The sequence below is a fragment of the Pseudomonas guariconensis genome, assembly GCF_040822035.1.
GTDB lineage: Bacteria > Pseudomonadota > Gammaproteobacteria > Pseudomonadales > Pseudomonadaceae > Aquipseudomonas > Aquipseudomonas guariconensis.
The window spans coordinates 4177749-4195433 of the sequence record NZ_CP162012.1 but is presented as its reverse complement, the minus strand read 5'-3'; the positions used below and the strand labels follow the sequence as shown (position 1 = coordinate 4195433).

At 63.1% G+C, this 17685-nt stretch carries 12 protein-coding genes; 2 read left to right on the top strand and 10 right to left on the bottom strand.

The window, feature by feature from the left end; all coding sequences use genetic code 11:
- Window positions 1–139 precede the first annotated feature (139 nt).
- A complete protein-coding gene (locus AB1N67_RS19430) occupies window positions 140–4426 on the bottom strand; it encodes a DEAD/DEAH box helicase (protein WP_102081821.1) in 4287 nt (1428 codons plus the stop codon).
- A 124-nt stretch (window positions 4427–4550) separates the two neighbouring features.
- On the opposite strand from AB1N67_RS19430, the gene AB1N67_RS19425 reads away from it, so the two are divergent.
- Window positions 4551–4964 (top strand): NUDIX domain-containing protein, encoded by a 414-nt coding sequence (locus AB1N67_RS19425; protein ID WP_102081822.1) that lies wholly within the window; start codon window positions 4551–4553, stop codon window positions 4962–4964.
- On the opposite strand, the gene metR is transcribed toward AB1N67_RS19425, so the two are convergent.
- Window positions 4948–5865 (bottom strand): transcriptional regulator MetR, encoded by a 918-nt coding sequence (metR, locus tag AB1N67_RS19420; protein ID WP_043206532.1) that lies wholly within the window; start codon window positions 5863–5865, stop codon window positions 4948–4950. The genes AB1N67_RS19425 and metR overlap by 17 nt on opposite strands.
- A gap of 114 nt (window positions 5866–5979) precedes the next feature.
- On the bottom strand, window positions 5980–9495 hold the full coding sequence (locus AB1N67_RS19415) for a dermonecrotic toxin domain-containing protein (protein ID WP_102081823.1): 3516 nt from the start codon (window positions 9493–9495) through the stop codon (window positions 5980–5982).
- Between the two features lie 194 nt (window positions 9496–9689).
- Between AB1N67_RS19415 and AB1N67_RS19410 the strand changes: the two genes are divergently transcribed.
- Window positions 9690–10685: an alpha/beta fold hydrolase gene (locus AB1N67_RS19410; RefSeq protein WP_102081824.1), complete on the top strand. Its 996-nt coding sequence runs from the start codon at window positions 9690–9692 to the stop codon at window positions 10683–10685.
- 58 nt (window positions 10686–10743) lie between these two features.
- Here AB1N67_RS19410 and AB1N67_RS19405 read toward each other — a convergent pair whose 3' ends face one another.
- The 7 genes from AB1N67_RS19405 to AB1N67_RS19375 all read right to left on the bottom strand — a co-directional run bounded on the left by AB1N67_RS19405 (window position 10744) and on the right by AB1N67_RS19375 (window position 17613).
- Window positions 10744–11070 carry a GlpM family protein gene (locus AB1N67_RS19405; protein WP_180962711.1) on the bottom strand — a complete coding sequence of 109 codons (327 nt, stop codon included), beginning with the start codon at window positions 11068–11070 and terminating at the stop codon, window positions 10744–10746.
- Between the two features lie 24 nt (window positions 11071–11094).
- Window positions 11095–12420: a sigma-54 dependent transcriptional regulator gene (locus AB1N67_RS19400; protein WP_043206502.1), complete on the bottom strand. Its 1326-nt coding sequence runs from the start codon at window positions 12418–12420 to the stop codon at window positions 11095–11097.
- 13 nt (window positions 12421–12433) lie between these two features.
- A complete protein-coding gene (locus AB1N67_RS19395; RefSeq protein ID WP_102081826.1) occupies window positions 12434–14338 on the bottom strand; it encodes an ATP-binding protein in 1905 nt (634 codons plus the stop codon).
- A 62-nt stretch (window positions 14339–14400) separates the two neighbouring features.
- Window positions 14401–15135, bottom strand: coding sequence for an amino acid ABC transporter ATP-binding protein (locus AB1N67_RS19390; protein ID WP_043206506.1), 735 nt, complete (start codon window positions 15133–15135; stop codon window positions 14401–14403).
- Entirely contained in the window at window positions 15132–15803 is a 672-nt protein-coding gene (locus tag AB1N67_RS19385; RefSeq protein ID WP_043206507.1) for an amino acid ABC transporter permease, read from the bottom strand. The genes AB1N67_RS19390 and AB1N67_RS19385 overlap by 4 nt, the downstream gene beginning before the upstream one ends.
- Complete coding sequence (locus AB1N67_RS19380) at window positions 15804–16550, bottom strand: amino acid ABC transporter permease (protein ID WP_043206508.1); 747 nt, start codon at window positions 16548–16550, stop codon at window positions 15804–15806.
- A gap of 145 nt (window positions 16551–16695) precedes the next feature.
- Window positions 16696–17613 carry a glutamate/aspartate ABC transporter substrate-binding protein gene (locus AB1N67_RS19375; protein ID WP_043206509.1) on the bottom strand — a complete coding sequence of 306 codons (918 nt, stop codon included), beginning with the start codon at window positions 17611–17613 and terminating at the stop codon, window positions 16696–16698.
- Window positions 17614–17685: the final 72 nt, after the last annotated feature.

The following is a 17685-nucleotide window of genomic DNA, read 5'->3' as shown; positions in this document are numbered from 1 at the left end:
CCAGTCGATGGCCCGCTGTACACATGAAAGATTGGTCATGCTCAAGGGCCACTGCACGACCCTGCGCAGGCTTGGCCAGTTCTCACAAGGCTTTGTGGCATGCAATCGGCAGATGCCTGCGAAAGGGTGCGAAGCGGCTTCAGGGCCTGTCACGCAACAACTGCTGTCGCCAGCTCTCATGTTCTGTGGTCGGCGCTTCCAGCAGGAACTCATAACGCCCCGCCACCCGGGTCGCCACCGGCACGCCATCGCGGTACAGCAGCCGATTGCCACCCGCCGCGGCCACTTTGTTTCCTGGCAGCAACGTTCCCAGCAGGTTCAGCGGGTCGCAGGCGCTGACCATCACCCGCTCGCCTTGTGGCGTGCGCTTTCGTACCTGGCGCAGCAAACCGACCGCCTCGGGCAGGGCGAATTGCTCTCCGGCCAGCCCGGCGATGAAGCGTCCACCGCGGATCTCCCCGCGTGCCTCCAGGCGATGATAGCAACGCAGCAAATCACGCCAGGGCGGTAGCACGTCGCTTTCACGTTCCAGCAATCGCCAACAGATCACCCCGTATCGGCGCAGTAGCGTACGGGCGATGTGTTCCAGGCGCTGCTCTGGTTCCTGCGTCTGGCTGCTTCGGCGCAGCAGTGCCCAGCGCCCGGCGTGGGCCATGCTGCTCGAAAGCGGCGGATGGCCGCGGCGAATGTTGCGTGAACTGCGCTTGGCTGCGGGAGCGATCAGGCTGCGCAGGCCGGTGAAGCTGTCCGCACTGATCAGGCCTGCGCCCACCAATTGCTGCAGGGCTGTTTCGAGTTCGCTGGGTAGCAGATGCGTTTCTTGAGCCAGCTCATCGAAGAACAAAGCACCTTGTTCTTGGAGTGTCTGATACACACGTTGTGCCCTGGGGCTGAGTGTGTCGGGCGCCGGAGCGGGGGCCAGGCTGCGCCACAGACCGAGGTGCTCGCGGGGCAACAGTACCAGCGGTGTGCTCGACAGCGTGCTGGCGGAGACGGTCGATGCCAGTCGGCTCCAGGCCCACTGGCCGCTGCGACAGGCATCGTCTAGCCAGTGCGGGCTGTAGTCCTTGATGCGGGCAGGCAGCAGCTCCGCCTCCCAGGCTCCGGCCGCACTCGGAAAACCTTGCAATTGATCGAGCACCAGGGCCACTGCCTGCGGGCCTTGCACGCGCTCGCTGGTCGTCACGTGCTGCCAGTCGAACAGAAAGCGCATGAAGTCTTGCAGGGTGACCGGCTCGATCTCCCGGCGCAGGCGCTTGACCGTGTAGCGATGGATACGCGCGAGCAGATGCCGCTCGCACCACTGCTGGGTGTGCTGGCCAGGGCTGAAATGCCCGCGCAGTACGTAGCCTTCGACCTCCAGGCGGGCAAGGGCCTGTTCGATATCGCTGCTGGGCAGGCCCAGGGGCGCGGCGATTTGCGCCACGGTCAATGGGCCAAAACCGCTCAGACGCGAGCGCAGCAGTTCGGTCAGCGCGGTGTCTGGCTCGATCGGGTGGTCGAAGCCTGGCAACAGCTCGAATGCAGGCGCCAGGTGGGCGTGCGGATAACACGCAAGCACCAGGTTCTGGCGTTCGCGGGCAAGCCACAGGTTGTGCTCGCCGTGGTGCAGTCGGCAGGCGCGACCGGCGTCTGCCAATTGTCCAAGAAGGTCAGCCCACGATGCGTTGGCCTGCACCTCGGCCTGGCTGATGGCACCCAGGCTCATCAAGGCTTCGTGCATTTCATCGGCATTGCTTGGTTGCGGCCAGGCTTCGGCCTGCACGGCGGCGATGGCGTCGATGTCCAGCGCGCCCAGATCGTCGCTGCCCTGGACTTCGTTCCAGCGGCGGTTGAGCACCGCCTGGGTGCGGCGCTCCTCCAGAGGCGCATCGTCCAAGAAGGTGTAAGGCCGGGCATTGAGGATGGCCGAGGCCAGCGGTGATGGCGCGGGCAGATCGCGGGCAAGCAGGCGTATCTGCCCGCTTTCCATGCGCCGCAGCAGGGCCAGCCAGCCCTCGCTGTCCATGGCTTCGTGCAGGCAGTCGTCCAAGGTCTGCTGCACCAGCGGGTGATCGGGGATCTGCCGCTCGCCCGCGATGTTTTCGAGGCATGCAATCTGGTCGGGGAACACGGCGGCGATCAGGTCTTCGCTTTTCATCCGCTGGATCTGCGGCGCCACCTTGCGTCCACCGACATAGCGTGGCAAGGCCAGGGCCACGCCAGCGTTCCAGCGCCAGCGCACGCCGAACAGCGGTGCGTCGAGCAAGGCCTGGATCAGGATCGGCTCGGCGCTTGTGCTGGACAGATACCGCCAGACATCGTCCAGCGCGAAGCTATGGCTGGTCGACAGCGACAGCACGATGGCGTCTTCACTGGCCGCGGCCTGCAGTTCGAAGTTGAACGTGCGGCAGAAGCGCTTGCGCAGGGCCAGGCCCCATGCCCGGTTGATACGGCTGCCGTAGGGCGAATGGATGATCAGTTGGGTGCCGCCGGATTCGTCGAAGAAACGCTCCATGACTAGGGTTTGCTGGGAGGGCAGGGCGCCAAACACCTGCCAGGTGCGGCCGAGGTAGTCGAGCAGTTGGCTTGCGCAGGCTTCGTCCAGCGCTAAGGCGTCCTGGAGCCAGGCCAACACCGGGGCAAAGTCGCCGCCGCTGGCCTGCAGGCGTTCATCGATTCGCGCCTGCAGACGGGCAACGGCAGCGGACAGCTCATCGCTGCGCCCCGGTGCTTCACCGAGCCAGAATGGAATGGTCGGGGGCAGGCCGTGGGCGTCTTCGACCCGTACCCGACCAGGCTCGACCCGCAAGATGCGATAGGACGCGTTGCCTAGCTGGAAGATGTCGCCGGCGATGCTTTCCACCGCGAAGTCTTCATTGACGCTGCCGATGTTAAGCGACTGCGGCTCGAGCAACACCGCGTAGTCGGCGGTGTCCGGAATGGTCCCGCCACTGGTCAGGGCGGTCAGCTGGCTGCCCCGGCGTCCGCGCAAGGTGGCGCTGACCGCATCGCGGTGCAGGTAGGCACTGCGTATACCCTGGCGTCCGTTGTAGCCCTCGGCGAGCATGCGCAGCAATGCCTGGTAATGGTCCTGGTCCAGGGCGCTGTAAGGCGTGGCCTGGCGCAGGCAGTCGTAAAGCGCCAGTTCCGACCAGGGCTGGTTGGCCACTTCAGCGACGATCTGCTGGGCCAATACGTCCAGCGGCGCCTTGGGAATGTGCAGCTCATCGAGCTCGCCGTGATGAATGCTGTCGAGCAAGGCCACGCATTCGATCAGATCGTCTCGCGAGGTCGGGAACAGCCGCCCCTTGGGCACCCCTTCCACCTGGTGGCCGGAGCGCCCGACCCGTTGCAGGAAGGCTGAAATCGAGCCGGGCGAGGCGATCTGGCATACCAGCTCAACCTCGCCGATGTCGATGCCCAGCTCCAGCGAGGCGGTGGCCACCAGCACCTGCAGCTCGCCCGCCTTCAGACGCTGTTCGGCGGCGAGGCGGTACTCCTTGGCCAGGCTACCGTGGTGCGCGGCCACTGCAGTCTGACCCAGGCGTTCGCCCAGGTGACGGGTCAAGCGTTCGGCCAGGCGCCGGGTGTTGACGAAGACCAACGTGGTGCGGTGTTCGCGGGCGAGCGTGGCGATGCGGTCATAGACCAAATCCCACACATCGGTGGCCATCACTGCCCCCAGCGGGACCGGTGGCACTTCTATGGCAAGGTCGCGGCGGCGGGCATGGCCGACGTCGACGATAGCGCACGGGCGCTGGTGACCGACCAGAAACTGCGCCACCCGCTCCACGGGACGCTGCGTAGCGGATAGGCCGATGCGCCGCAGGGGGCGTCCACACAGCGCTTGCAGGCGCTCCAGGGTCAAGGCCAGATGGCAGCCGCGCTTGTTGCCGGCCAAGGCGTGGATCTCGTCGACGATGACCGTGTGCACGCTGGCCAGGCCCTCGCGGCCAGAGGCCGAGCCCAGCAGCACGTAGAGTGACTCGGGGGTGGTCACCAGGATGTGCGGCGCCTGCTTGCGCATGGCGGCGCGTTCCTTTTGCGGGGTGTCGCCGGTACGCACTTGGGTGGTGATGCGTGGCGCCTGTAGGCCTTGGTCCTGCAATGCCTGGCTGATGCCCGCCAGCGGTACGTCCAGGTTGAGACGGATGTCGTTGGACAGCGCCTTGAGCGGCGATACATAGACCACCTGGGTCTGCGCGGGCAGTTCACCGCCCTGCGCCAGGCCCTGGCAAAACAGCTCATCGAGCACGGCAAGGAAGGCGCTCAACGTCTTGCCCGAGCCGGTAGGGGCGGCGAGCAGCATCGACTGGCCGCCGTGGATCAGCGGCCAGGCCCGGGCCTGGGCGTCGGTCACGGTGGCGAAGTGTTGCCGGAACCAAGTGCCGACGGCGGGGTGGAACAGGTCGAGCACCGGATGGTGCTGGGCGGGAAGGTTCATGTGTCGTTTATGGAGGGTGAGGCGGCCATTGGCAAGGGGCCGTTCGTCATGAACTTAGCGGTTCCTTGTCCATACCCTGCGCCCGTGGGATCCTTGCTGCCTTTTTACCTGTAAGCGAGTTCCCATGTCCCAGATCATCCGCATCGCCGCCGCCCTGCTGATCGACCCGCAAAGTCGTACCCTGCTCGTACGCAAGCGCGGCACCCAGGCCTTCATGCAGCCTGGTGGCAAGATCGATGCCGGTGAGTCGCCCCAAGCGGCGCTGGTGCGTGAGCTGCATGAGGAGTTGGGGCTGCGGCTGGACCCCGCACAAGCGGTCTATCTGGGTCAGTTCAGCGCACCGGCTGCCAACGAGCCAGGCTTCGAAGTCCTGGCCGAGCTGTTTCGGGTCGACAGCGCCGAGGACGTCGCCCCGGCGGCAGAAATAGAAGAAGTGGTCTGGCTGGCCGCTGACCAGATCACGGATCTAGAGTTGGCGCCCCTGACCCGCGACCTGATCCTGCCGCTCTACCGCCAGGCGGTCAGCGCACCGCGCTGACACCATCGAGGGTAGAGAAGGACGTGTCCTTGGCCGTCAGCAGGAAGTCGCGCATGTAAGGCGCATCGAGCATGTCGGTGCGCACTGCCGCGTGCAAGGTGGCGAACAGGCCCTTCTCACCCAGGCGTTTGCCTTTCACATAGCCGCGCGAGCTGTATTCGTGCAGTGCCCAGTGCGGGATACCGCACACACCACGGCCACTGGCCACCAATTGCATCATCATCACCGTCAGCTCCGAGGTGCGCACCGCGGCGGGCTCGATGTCGGCCGGTTCCAGAAAACGGGTGAAGATGTCCAGGCGATCGCGCTCCACGGGATAGGTGATCAAGGTCTGGTCGAGCAAGTCCTGGGGCACGATGTAGGGCTTGTTGGCCAACGGATGCTGGTTGGCGACCGCGAGCATGGCTTCGTAGGTAAACAGCGGCACGTAGGTGATCCCTGGCAGATCCACAGGGTCGGAAGTCACCACCAGGTCCAGGTCGCCGCGGGCCAAGGCTGGCAGTGGGGCGAAGGCAAAGCCTGAAGCCAGGTCCAGCTCCACCTCAGGCCACGCATCGCGGAACTGGTCGATGGTCGGCATCAGCCATTGAAAACAGCTGTGGCACTCGATGGCCATGTGCAGGCGGCCTGCGGTACCACCGGCCAGCCGGGCGATGTCTCGTTCGGCGCCGCGCAGCAGGGGCAGGGTGGCATCGGCCAGTTGCAGCAGGCGAAGGCCCGCGCTGGTGAAGCGGATCGGTTTGGTCTTGCGCACGAACAGTGCCATTCCCAAGCGTTCTTCCAGCTCCTTGAATTGGTGTGATAGGGCCGACTGGGTCAGGTGCAGGCGTTCGGCGGCCTCTACCAGGCTGTCGGCTTCGCGCAGGGCATGAAGGGTTTTCAGGTGACGGATTTCCAGCACGGCGGCTCCGAGGGCATTCATGGGGGTAACAACGAGTGTTGTTGAGTTTCCCTCATGTTGAGCGCGTTGTCGACGCGGGAAAAAGAAGGGCACCTGAACAGGTGCCCACAATAGCTAGAAGTGCGGTGAGAGGTGTTTCTGAGCCTGGGCACGACTCAGGTCGCCGCGCCAGATGGCCTCTACATGGCTGATTTGCCATTCCCGGCCCAGATAGCGTTGGGCCGGTGTCTTCAGGTGCGCCTTGACGAAGTCGTCGAACGCAGGTGTTGGCTTGTTGAAATGCACATGGGCGTACCACAGAACCTTGGTCAGGTCCTGGCGCTTATCGATCACTTTGAATTCCTGCAGGAAGTCTCGACGTCCATCGGGGAGCCGCTTGAGCTCGACCAAGGCGCCCACTTTCTCGATCTTCACGACATCCTGCTCAACCAGGTAGTCGAGCTGCGCACCCTTGGGCTCCTGAGTCTTCACGATCTGTTCGATACGCAGGGTCCGGCCGCGTTCGACAAGACGCTCGGAAGCCTCGCGTAGGCGGGGCAACGAAGGGTCGTTGGAATCGAGCTGGGTGATCCGGCTGACAATATCATCAAGGTCTGCTGCCTTGAACTGCATCAGGTCTTGCAGGCTTGCCCCATCCATGTCCTGTGCTGCGTACTGCTCGATCTGACGCTTGAAGGCCTCTAGCGCGCCGAGCTGGCGATTCGCTTCAGCCTGCAGTTCCTTGAGGGTTGCCTTGCGTAAGTGCCTCAGGTCGGTGGGGGCCGGGTTGGTGAGGACGAACTTGCCGGAGGCGTCCTGTCGATAGGTTTCTGTGCGGCCGTTCGCGCCTGTGACGTGGTAGGTGTTGGCCTGTTGCCGGTCACGGGTGCCGATCAGGTAATCGTCCTGCACGGTTTCGAATACCCGTGGTTGGTTGGGTCCCTGAGCGGGGCGTTGTGGTTGCTGGTGGGGATCTGGCTGCTTGGCGGCCTCCTGCAGCTTTCTGGCATAGGGCATATAGGCATCGAGCTTGGCTTCCAGGCGTTTGACTCGGGAAAGGTCCAAGTAGTCGGTGTAGCTGAGCTTCCAGTACCTCAAACTGCTTTTGAATTGCCCTATCAGGTCGATCGATCTGGTGACGATGACGCGGCGTTGACGGTTGCTGGCCTGCACATTAGGCAGTTCATGCAGAAGATAGAGGGCACGATCCAGATCCGCTTGTGGCGCTGCCATCAGAACGCGGAGATTGAACCAGCCGCCATCGGGGGAATGTACGGGTTTGAGCAACAGGTCTTGCAGTTGGGAGATCTCCATGTAGTCCAGAACAGGGTCTGTCAGCCTCTGCATACCGGCATCTATGGTGGCGATATTCTTATGACGCGGCTGGGTGTTCGTGATTGCATTACGCCATGTGCGTAGCGTTTGTATGTGTTGGCGAAACTCGTCCAGTTCTGCCAGCGCCTTGACACGCTGGGTGCTCATTTGTTGGCGAATGGCCAAGTACTCCTGGAGTTTGACCTGGAACAGCGAGCTCTCCATTTCAGGACGCAGCTCAAACGCTTTTGCGTGGCTCGCCTGCCTGAGATTGCCCAGTTCGTCCAGTATTTCCAGGTAGCGCAACTGACTGACCTGTATCAGTCGGTAGTGGCCGTCAACGATCATTATTGCCGCCTCATTCGCGTCAGCCGTGCTATTGGCTCTGACGCGCCCGGACGATACTTCTTCCAGACTCAGGCAGTCCGCATGGAGGCGTTTGGCCTCCTTGATGCACGCTTTGAGCTCGGCGATCAGATCGGTATCGCGGAAATGTACCGATAGCGAAGGCTCCATACGATGCTTGAGCGCTTCAGCCCTAGCTTGCAACAAGTTCCACTCGCGCGGAATGCTCTCACGAAGGCGGTTATGCAGCCGGTAGGCCCGGTCGCGCCACCAGCGAGGCAGTTGTTCTTTGATGAAGGCGGGCCATATGGGGTCCAGTGTGTCGGCAAGAAGGCCCAATGCCTGACCACCGCCTGCGCCTCCACCCAGGCGGTGGACGCCGTACAGGGCAAAGTGCGTGTTCCAGTTATCCGTGTCATCAAGCGCGATTGCCCGTTTGAATGCGCTGCCGGTGTCGCCGGTCAGTTCCCAGGTATGACTGGTCTCGTCCCACCGTACCTTGTACTGGTGGCCCTGCACCACGATGTAGTTGCCTTGGGAATGACGGTAAATGCCTCGGTAACGGCCCTCATTGGCCGGAGAGAGTCCTACCAGGGAGACGGGTTCGCTGACCCGATAAGCGGCCAGTCCGGCAAACGGTTCCGGCCTGGGGGTTGGCAGGTGGGGCGATGTTGCGCCTGCTGTCGACAATCGTCCTAGTTGGTATCGCCTGGCTGAACGGCGCAGCGCGGGGGCGCGGATGTCCACGCCACTGCCCAGCACATCCATGGCGACATCGATCAGGCTGGCCAGTACATTCTCGATGGCATCGAGCACATTGCCTGTCTGGCCATCGGCCAGGGCTCTAACCAGTTCCGCAGAAGCGTCGTACAGATCATAAAGACTTACCGGTAAGCCCAGGACGGGGATCAAGCCCAATGCGATCTTGAAGCCCAGCAGCAGTTTTCCAGCTTGCGCGGCGAGGTTTTCGATATGCAGGTCAAGGTTGCTTCGTGAGGTATCGCGATGTGCCTGGAGCAGTTGCCCCATATGGGTATCGAGCTGCAACTGAGCAAGCGATTGGGTTGCGGGCCACTCGGCGCCAATGCCGATAATGCCGTTGAAACGATGTTGATGGGCCTGATTCAGCCGCGAATGGTGAGCTCTTGAATTTCCCCCCAGGGCCCGGCTGACCAGATAGTCGCGCTCGCGTGCGTCCACGCTGCCCTCGAACAGGCTGATCGTTTCTTGGCCCGTAGAGGCCAGATGGGTCTCAAGCGCTTCACGCGTGGCGTAGCCCGTGAAGGCCGTTGTCTGGTCCGGCGAGTAGAGCACCTGGGGCGCTTCGCCTTCGAGGCTGATGACCAAGGCGCCGGGTTGGCTCGAGGGCACTTCGAGCTGCACCTTTTTCTGGTTGTGGATCAACCACTCTGGATTTTCCAGCAGGCCGATCACCGGCGCTCGATACTCGACGTCCAAGGTGCCTTGATCCAGCACGATATCCAGCGTGGCCAGGAAATGTGCTCGGTATTGCTGGCGGGCGAACTCACGCCGGCTCAAGGTCGTCCCTTCGGCGCGCGCGTCCCAATACGCCTGCCAGCGCTTGCTCACCGCCGTTGACAGGTCAAACACGGCGAGGCGGGCATACAGTTCGTTCGGGCGTAGCTGGGTCAGCTGGCGATTGGCGTCGGATTTGCCCTTCACCTTGGCCTTGGTGTTCAGGTCCTGGGGTGGTGTCCGATGTTGATCGGCGAACACGCACAGTTGGGTCAGGTTGACGAACTGGCTATCGGACTCCAGCACCAGGCCGGTATGTTCCGGATCGCTGGCGAGTGCGCTTTGCAGCACGTCATTGACCGATTGGCGAACGCCAGGCGCAAGGCTCAGCAGACGGTTGAAGGTCTGGCGTGCCTGGCGCCACTGTGCAAGGGCACGGCGAGTCGACGGGGTATCGGCTAACAGGGCACGCGAGTCATCGTGAGGGGGCAGGTAAAATGTCGTCGTAACGGTCATGAGGATTCCATCAAACGTTCGGCCGGATTGGCCGGAATCATTGAAGGGCAACCGCGTAGGAGGGATGAGGTACTCAGATATGGCAGGACCGCCCGGCAGGGTTCACGAAACTGTCATGCTTTTGTGGCAGCGCGCCCGAACGGTTTTCATCAGACTCGCGTTCTACTGGGGATCTGCATTCTGGTGTTTCATTCATGCGGGCTTTTTTGGTTTTCTTGTTTTTGTCACTCAGCACGCCGGCGAGCTTCGCCGAAGGACGCTGCGACACGCGTGCGCCGGTACAACGGGCCGAACTGGGCGAGTTGAGCCTGGTTTACCAAAGCGTGGGAGCACCGTCGGACCCTGTGTTGCTGTTGGTCATGGGGCTGGGTGGGCAATTGATCCACTGGCCCGACGATGTGGTCGAGGCCCTGTGTCGCCAAGGTTTCCGTGTCGTTCGTTATGACAACCGCGATGCCGGGCTGTCGCGTTGGAACAAGCTGCCAGCCTCGGCCAACCTGACCGTCGAGTTGTTGCGTTACAAGCTGGGGCTGCCCGTTTCGGCCCCGTATACCTTGACCGACATGGCCACCGATGGCTTGCGCCTGATGGATGAGCTGAAGGTCGAGCAATTCCATGTGCTGGGGGTGAGCATGGGCGGCATGATTGCCCAACACCTGGCGGCGATGGCGCCGGAGCGTGTGCGCAGCCTGACGCTGGTGATGTCGAGCTCTGGCGCCGAGGGCCTGCCGGCGCCAAGCGCTGCATTGGTGCAACTGCTGGCCCGGCGTGATGCGCCGAATCGTGAAATGGCCATCGAGCACCAGGCGGACCTGCTGGCTGCGCTGGGTAGCCCGACGATCACCGACGAGCGCACGGTGCTGTTGGACCAGGCGGCTGTGGCTTATGACCGGGCGTTCAATCCAGAAGGGGCTCAGCGGCAGATCATGGCCATTCTGGCCGAGCCCAGCCGGGTGGCGCTGCTCAATCAGTTGCGTGTCCCCACGCTGGTCGTGCATGGCACGGCCGATCCGCTGTTGCCGGTGATGCATGGGGTGCACCTGGCCGCGCATATCCAGGGCAGCCAGTTACGGCTGATCCCGGGGCTGGCGCACCGTTTCCAGGAGCCGTTCAAGGCGCCGCTGTTGGCGGCGGTGCTGCCTTACTTGAGCTCGCACCGCGAAGATCCGAGGCATGTGGCCGGCCTTTGACCTGTGATGCCCTTCTGGTGAGGAAGCCGTACCCACAAGGATCACGAGGCGCGGCTGCTCAGTGAAAGCGCATCCACAGCGTGACCAGCACTGTCGCTGCCGCCAGCCAGGCCACCGTGGCCAGGGCCAGCGAGGCTTCCAGGCGCAGCCGGTCGACCAGAACGTACAAGGTGGCCAGGTAGACGAAGTACGGGATGATCGACCACATGCCGAACAGGATGGTGGCCTTCAGGTCCACCAGCGACCGGCTCTTGCCCACGATGTAGTGGGCGATCAGCGCAAAGGTCGGAAACAACGGCACCAGCCCCGCGATGTAGTAGTTGCGGGTCTTGGAAAGGATCGCCAGGAGCACCACGACGGCGGCGCCCAGGCTGGCTTTGAGTATGAGGTCCACGGGCTTCCCTTGGCCTCAGCTGAGGCCGTACTTCTTCACTTTGTCGAACAGCGTGGTCTTGGCCATGCCCAGCTCCTGGCTGGCCTGGCTGAGGTTGCCGCCGGTGCGCTGTAGAGCGTCGCTGAGCAGGTTGCGCTCGAAGGCTTCCACGGCCTCGGCAAAGCCCAGGCCTTGACTGGCGCCGCTGGCGTTCTTCTTGAAGGCTGGCAGGCCAAGGGCATAGCGCTCGGCCACGTTGCGCAACTCACGCACATTGCCTGGCCAATCGTGGGCCATCAGCCGTGACAGGGTCTGGCTGTCCAGCTCCGGCACCTCACGGTCGAAGCGCAGCGCCGATTGCTCGAGAAAGTGCTCGAACAATTGCAGGATGTCCTCGCGGCGTTCGCGCAGAGGCGGCAGCTCCAGGGTGACGACGTTCAGGCGGTAGTACAAATCGCTGCGAAACTGCCCGTTCTGGCCCATGGCGTCCAGGTCCGACTTGGTCGCGGCGATCACCCGGCAGTCCACCGGAATGCTCTGGTTCGAGCCCAGGCGCTCCAGCGTGCGCTCCTGCAACACGCGCAGCAGCTTGATCTGCAGATTGATCGGCATGCTCTCGACTTCATCGAGGAACAACGTCCCGCCATTGGCATGTTCGATCTTGCCGATGCGCCGTTTGCCGGCGCCCGTGAAGGCATTGGCCTCATGACCGAAGATCTCGCTCTCGAACAGGTTCTCCGGCAGGCCGCCGCAGTTGAGCGCCACGAAGGGCTGCCCCTGGCGACGACTGAAATCGTGCAGGCAACGGGCGACCAGTTCCTTGCCGGTGCCGGTCTCGCCTTCGATGAGCACGTTGGCTGAGGTGTCGGCCACGTTGGCGATCAGTTCGCGCAGGTTCTGCATCGCTGGCGAGCGGCCGATGATGCGGCCTTCCAGCGTGCTGTGGCCGGCCAGCTGGCGACGCAGCGCATGGACCTCGCGGGACAGGCCGCGTTGCTCCAGGGCGCGGCGGACCACATCCACCAAGCGCTCGGGGGAGAAGGGTTTCTCCATGAAGTCATAGGCGCCGTTGCGCATGGCGCCGACCGCCATGTCGATGTCGCCGTGGCCGGTGATCAGCACCACCGGCAGGCTACGGTCGCGGGCCTTGAGCCGGCCGAGCAGCTCCAGGCCATCCATGCCGGGCAGGCGGATATCGCTGACGACGATACCGGCGAAATCATCGCCGATGCGTTCCAGCGCTTGCTCGGCGCTGCCCACGCCTTCGCAGGCGATGTCTTCCAGGGCCAGAGCCTGCTGGCAGCCCAGCAGCACATGGGGGTCGTCTTCGACGATCAGGACAGTCAAGGGCACTTGGTTCATACGGACCCTGCGTTCATAGAGGTTCTACCGAATTGCCGGTGGGCGTGACCAAGGGCAGGGCGAGCACGAAGGCTGTCCCGCCACTGGCAGGATGCTCGACGCTCAGCGAGCCCTTGGCAGCGGCGGCGAGGCTCGCCGAAAGGGTCAGGCCCAGGCCCAGGCCATGCTCGCCCGGTTTGGTGGTGAAGAAAGGTTCGAACAGGTGCTTGCGCGCCTCGGCATCGATGCCGTGACCATTATCGCGCACCCGCAGGCGGTATTTGTCGCCCTGCAGCTCGCCCTCGAGCCAAAGCTGCGGTGTGGGCTGGTGGGTCATGGCGTCCAGGGCGTTGCCGACCAGGTTGACCAGGATCTGCTCCAGGCGTGTCTGGTCGATGGCCAGTTGCTGGTCCTCGAATTGGCTGTGCAGCTGTAGCTTGCAGCCGGCGATGCGGTTGGCCAGCACCTGCAAGGAGGCATCGACGGCCTTGCTCAACGAGGCCTGGCCACTGTCATCGCCACGCCTTGCGAAGGAGCGCAGGCTAGCGGTGATACGGCCCATGCGGTCGATCAAGTCGTTCATGGTGCGCAGATTGGTGCTGGCCGTTTCCAGGGCACCGCGTTCCAGGAAGCGCACAGTATTGCCAGACAACGTGCGCAGCGCCGCCAGAGGCTGGTTCAACTCGTGGGCGATGCTGGTGGACATTTGCCCGATGGCCGCCAGTTTGCCGGCCTGGACCAGTTCGTCTTGAGCGTGGCGCAGGGTCTGCTCGGCGTGCCGACGTTCGCGGATCTGCCCCTTGAGCCGCTCGTTGCTGGCGCGCAGATCAGCGGTACGCTCGGTGATGCGTCGCTCCAGTTGGCTGTTGGCCTCTTCGAGGGCTTCGCGGGCGGCCAGGCGGGTGGCGATCACCTTGCGGCGCTCGTTCCAGGCGATCGCCAGGATGGTCAGCAGGGCGAAGGCCACACCCACCAGGATGCCCTGGACCATGGACTCACGGTGCAGGTCCTGCAGGGGCGTGAGCAAGGTGAAGTGCCAGGGGGTGTCCACCAGGCGCCGGGTCTGGGCCAGGTAGGCCATTTCACGGGGCTTGCCCTGGCCGATTTCGCTGTTGGCAGGGAAGGTGAGTTTTTCCACGCCCTCGGACAGGGTTTCCCGGGCCAGTGGTTGCAATTCGTTGAGCGGCCACCAGTAGTACTGCAGGCTGCGCGCCAGGCGTTCCTTGATCTGCGGGGTCAGCGGGCGCACCGACTTGAGCCGGCGGGCCGGGTCGCTGGAAAGAATGATGATGCCATTCTCATCGCTGACGAAGGCTTCCAGGCGGGCGCGTTGCCAGCGTTCTTCTAGGGTGTCCAGGCGCACCTTGATCACCGCCACGCCGATGATCTTGCCGTGCTCTTCCAGCCCATGGGCCAGGTAGTAGCCTGCTTCGCCAGTGGTGCTGCCGATGCCGTAGAAGCGGCCAGGCTCGCCGCGCACGGCATCCTGGAAGTAGGCGCGGAACGACAAGTCCTCGCCAAGGAAGGAGTCGGCGTCGCGCCAGTTGCTGGTGGCCTGGACGCGACCGGTGGTGTCCAGGACGAAGATGGCCCGGCTACGGCTGCGCCGGTTCAGGCCTTCGAGGTATTCGTTGACGGTCTGGCGGTAGCCGCCATCGGGGTCGGTGAGCAGTTTCGAGACGCTGTCTTCGAGTTCCAGCAGGCTCGGCAGGTAGGTGTATTTGCTGATCTCGCTCTCGACGGTGCGTGCGTGGAGCTCGAGCTGGCGTTCGCCGTTCTCGCTCAAGGCGCGAATGCCGTTGCTCTCGCTGATCAGGTAGCCAGCCATCCCCAGGCCGACCATCAGCAAAATGATCAGGGGTGGTAGCAGCAATTGACGGATCAGGCGGGATTTCACGGCAGGCTGGGCAGGGCGAAGGAGCGAGGGGTCGCATTTCATCACAGTGGCCTTGTCACGACCAGCGTCCGCTGCCCGGATCGCCGGGCAGCGGCATGGCCGACTCAGTGCTGCAGGATCTTGCTGAGGAAGTGCTGGGTGCGCTCGTGGCGGCCTTCGGGGTTGCCGAAGAAGTCTTCCTTCTGGCAGTCCTCGATGATGCTGCCCTTGTCCATGAAGATCACCCGGTTGGCCACCTTGCGAGCGAAGCCCATCTCGTGGGTCACGCACATCATGGTCATGCCTTCATGGGCCAGTTCGACCATCACGTCCAGCACCTCGTTGACCATTTCCGGATCCAGCGCCGAGGTCGGTTCGTCGAACAGCATGACGATCGGGTCCATCGACAGCGCACGGGCGATCGCCACACGCTGCTGCTGGCCGCCGGAGAGCTGGCCAGGATGCTTCTTGGCGTGCGCGCCCAGGCCTACGCGGTCGAGCAGGGCCAGACCTTTCTTGGTGGCTTCGGCCTCGCTGCGGCCCAGAACCTTGCGCTGGGCGATGGTCAGGTTCTCGGTGATCGACAGGTGCGGGAACAGCTCGAAGTGCTGGAACACCATGCCGACGCGCGAACGCAGCTTGGGCAGGTTGGTCTTCGGGTCGGCGATGGAGGTGCCGTCGACCACGATGTCACCCTTCTGGAAGGGCTCCAGGGCATTGACGCACTTGATCAGCGTGGACTTGCCCGAGCCGGATGGCCCGCAGACCACCACCACTTCACCTTTCTTGACCTCGGTGCTGCAGTCGGTCAGCACCTGGAAGTCCCCGTACCACTTGTTGACGTTCTTGATGGAAATCATACGGTGATCCTTTTTTGCAGGCGCTTGACCAGCCACGAAGCGGAGAAGCTGATGAGGAAGTACACGACCCCGGCGAAGATCAGGAACTCATGGGAGCGCCCGATGATGTCGCCGTTGGAGCGTGCCGAGTTGAGGAAATCCACCAGGCCCACGGTGTAGACCAGCGAGGTGTCCTGGAACAGGATGATGCTCTGCTGCAGCAGCAGGGGGGTCATCTTGCGAAACGCCTGGGGCAGGATGATCAGGCGCATGGTCTGGCCGTAGGTCATGCCCAGTGCCTGCGCGGCGCCCATCTGGCCCTTGGAGATCGACTGCACGCCGGCCCGCACGATCTCGCAGAAGTAGGCGGCCTCGAACATCATGAACGCCACCACACAGGAGGTGAAGGCGCCGACCGGGGTGTCCTCGCCGGTGATCCAGCGCAGCACGAACGGGACTGCCAGGTAGAACCAGGTGATCACCAGCAGCAGCGGGATGGAGCGGAAGTAGTTGACGTAGGCGCCGGCCAGATTCGACAGCAGCTTGCTCGATGACAGGCGCATCAGCGCCAGGATCGTACCCAGCACGATACCGCCGACCACGCCCATGACCATCAGTTGCAGGGTCATCACCATGCCTTCCCAGAGGGCCGGCAGGGCGGGGATGATTTCGCTGAAATCCATGTCCATTTACTTGCCCCCCACGGAGATCAGGCCAGGTACCGAGACTTTCTTCTCGATGAAACGCATGAACAGCATCAGCCCCATGTTCAGGGTGAAGTAGATCAAGGTGGCCAGCGTGAATGCTTCGAACAGGTTCGCGGAGAACTCGGCGGTCTGCTTGGTCTGGGCCAGCAGTTCCATCAGGCCGATCAGCGACGCCACGGAGGAGTTCTTGAACACGTTCAAAAATTCCGAGGTGAGCGGCGGGATGATGATCCGGTAGGCCTGGGGCAGCAGCACGTTCATGTAGATCTGCGGCAGGCTGAAGCCCAGCGCCCGGCCAGCCGATTCCTGACCGCGAGGCAGGGCCTGGATGCCGGTGCGTACCTGCTCGCAGACCCGCGCGGCGGTGAACAGGCCCAGGCAGATGACCACGCTGATGAGGGCGGAGGTGGTCGGGTTGAGGTCTTGCTTGAACCACTCCTGCAGCCCTTCAGGCAGCAGGTCCGGCACCAGGAAGTACCAGATGAACAGCTGCACCAACAGCGGCACGTTGCGGAACAGTTCCACATAGGCGGTGGCGATCCCCGATACCACACGGTTCGGCACGGTGCGCATCACGCCGAGCAGCGAGCCCAGCAGCAAGGCGATGATCCAGGCGGTCACGGCAATGGCGATGGTCCAGCCCAGACCGGTGATATACCAGTCCAGGTAGGTTTCGCTGCCCACGCCGGTGGACTTGAAGAATACGCCCCAGTCCCAGTTGTAATTCATCGGGATTTCCCCTCAGACGGTTGTTTCACGGGCACCTTCGAGCAACCGAGGGCGGCGAGCGCCCTCGGTTGAAAGGTTAGACACTAATGAGTGGCCTGTCGGGTTGATTGCTGCTCGGGTCGAGCAGTAGGCCACTGGCTGGGGATCAGGACTTCTTCTCGTCCGCCGCCTTGTCGGTCGGCTCGGCGATCAGCTTTTTCAGCTCTTCGCTCATCGGGAAGTTCAGGTTCAGGCCTTTTGGCGGAATCGGCTGCTGGAACCACTTCTCGTAGCTCTTGTTGACCGCGCCAGACTTGAAGTACGCCACGATGGCGTCATCGACCGCTTTCTTGAAGGCGTCGTCACCCTTGCGCACCATGCAGCCGTAGATCTCGTAGGACTGCGGGGTGCCGGTGATGACCCAGTCGGCAGGTTTGCGCGCCTTGGCCATTTCGCCGGCGAGCAGGGCGTCGTCCATCATGAAGGCCACGGCGCGGCCGCTTTCGAGCATGTTGAAGGCTTCGCCGTGGTCTTTTGCGGAGATCACGTTCATCTTCATCTGCTTGTCGGCGTTCATCGCCTTGAGGATGCGTTCGGAGGTGGTACCGGCGGTGGTCACCACGTTCTTGCCGGCCAGGTCCGGGAAGTCCTTGTAGGCTGGCTGACCGTCCTTGACCTTGGTCAGCAGGCGGGTGCCGACTTCGAAGATGCCGACCGAGAAGCCGACCTGCTGCTGGCGCTCGACGTTGTTGGTGGTGGAGCCGCATTCAAGGTCCACGGTGCCGTTCTGCACCAGCGGGATGCGGGTCTGGGAGGTGACCAGGTTGTAGCGGACCTTGATGTCCGTACCCAGTTGCTTTTTCAGCGCATCGACGACGGCCAGCTGGATGTCGTGGGAATAGCCCACAGGCTCTGGCTTGCCGGCCAGGTAGGAAAATGGAATGGAGGAGTCGCGGTGGCCCAGGGTGATGGTGCCCGAATCCTTGATCTTCTTCAGGGTGCCGGTCAGTTCTTCGGCCATGACAGGCGATGCGATGACAGCGGCCGCGATGGCGGCGCCCAGCAATTGACGAACGATGCGCATCAAATTTTCCTCGACGTGTTTGTTTTTTTTATGGAGCCGTTGGCGGACTCTTCGTTCCACGAATACAGCAGC

Bases quoted from the DNA above. Each gene is read 5' to 3' on its own strand.
- AB1N67_RS19375 (WP_043206509.1), bottom strand. From the start codon at position 17,613: ATGCGCATCGTTCGTCAATTGCTGGGCGCCGCCATCGCGGCCGCTGTC.
- AB1N67_RS19410 (WP_102081824.1), top strand. From the start codon at position 9,690: ATGCGGGCTTTTTTGGTTTTCTTGTTTTTGTCACTCAGCACGCCGGCG.
- AB1N67_RS19380 (WP_043206508.1), bottom strand. From the start codon at position 16,550: ATGAATTACAACTGGGACTGGGGCGTATTCTTCAAGTCCACCGGCGTG.
- AB1N67_RS19385 (WP_043206507.1), bottom strand. From the start codon at position 15,803: ATGGACATGGATTTCAGCGAAATCATCCCCGCCCTGCCGGCCCTCTGG.
- AB1N67_RS19390 (WP_043206506.1), bottom strand. From the start codon at position 15,135: ATGATTTCCATCAAGAACGTCAACAAGTGGTACGGGGACTTCCAGGTG.
- AB1N67_RS19400 (WP_043206502.1), bottom strand. From the start codon at position 12,420: ATGAACCAAGTGCCCTTGACTGTCCTGATCGTCGAAGACGACCCCCAT.
- AB1N67_RS19395 (WP_102081826.1), bottom strand. From the start codon at position 14,338: ATGAAATGCGACCCCTCGCTCCTTCGCCCTGCCCAGCCTGCCGTGAAA.
- AB1N67_RS19430 (WP_102081821.1), bottom strand. From the start codon at position 4,426: ATGAACCTTCCCGCCCAGCACCATCCGGTGCTCGACCTGTTCCACCCC.
- AB1N67_RS19425 (WP_102081822.1), top strand. From the start codon at position 4,551: ATGTCCCAGATCATCCGCATCGCCGCCGCCCTGCTGATCGACCCGCAA.
- AB1N67_RS19415 (WP_102081823.1), bottom strand. From the start codon at position 9,495: ATGACCGTTACGACGACATTTTACCTGCCCCCTCACGATGACTCGCGT.